1 protein-coding gene is annotated in these 591 nt (G+C 67.3%); it reads right to left on the bottom strand.

All coding sequences use genetic code 11. The annotated features are described in order from the left end of the window. Nucleotides 1–178: 178 nt before the first annotated feature. On the bottom strand, nucleotides 179–454 hold the full coding sequence (locus ON31_RS29470) for a hypothetical protein (protein WP_039818341.1): 276 nt from the start codon (nucleotides 452–454) through the stop codon (nucleotides 179–181). Nucleotides 455–591: the final 137 nt, after the last annotated feature.

The following is a 591-nucleotide window of genomic DNA, read 5'->3' on the forward strand; positions in this document are numbered from 1 at the left end:
GGCCGTGCTCGTGTTCGCCGAGTGTGACGAGCTGGTCGTCGAGCAGCCGGTCGAGATGCACTCGGGACACGCCGTTTCCGGGTTTGGTCGGGCCGAGGTAAACGTGTACGGGGTCGGCTGTGAAGCGGCGCAGCAGGATTCGGCCGGATTTGGTGGTACGGGGCAGGTCGGACATGGGCTACTCGCTTCCGTAAACGCGAACTTCGGTGGTTTCGGGGGTGATGTCGCCGCGCAGTCGGCGGCGGATGAGGTGGCGTAGGGATTCGAGGGCGAGCGGGTCCTCAGCGATGGGCGCGAGGATGGCGGAGGCGGCGAGGCCGGCGTCGCTGGCGAGGTAGGGCGCGAAGTGGCCGAGGATGGTCGTGCCGCCGGAGTGCATTCCGTCGAGGAACACGCTCAGCAGCATTTCGAGGTCGACCTCGAACCGCTCGACCGCGGGCTCGTCGGCGGTCATGGTTCGCCGACTGCTCCGGACCGGCCGGTCATGCGGGCGAGGCAGGGTATTTTCTGTCCGAGGCCAGTCTTGGCGATGCACGGGTCGCCGATTGCCGCACCGCATTTCGGGCAGCAACGTTCGACCGCGCCGTTGAT

Source organism: Nocardia otitidiscaviarum NBRC 14405 (assembly GCF_000308635.1).
Lineage (GTDB): Bacteria > Actinomycetota > Actinomycetes > Mycobacteriales > Mycobacteriaceae > Nocardia > Nocardia otitidiscaviarum.

Coding starts and splice junctions, on each gene's coding strand:
- ON31_RS29470 (WP_039818341.1), bottom strand. CDS start 454: ATGACCGCCGACGAGCCCGCGGTCGAGCGGTTCGAGGTCGACCTCGAA.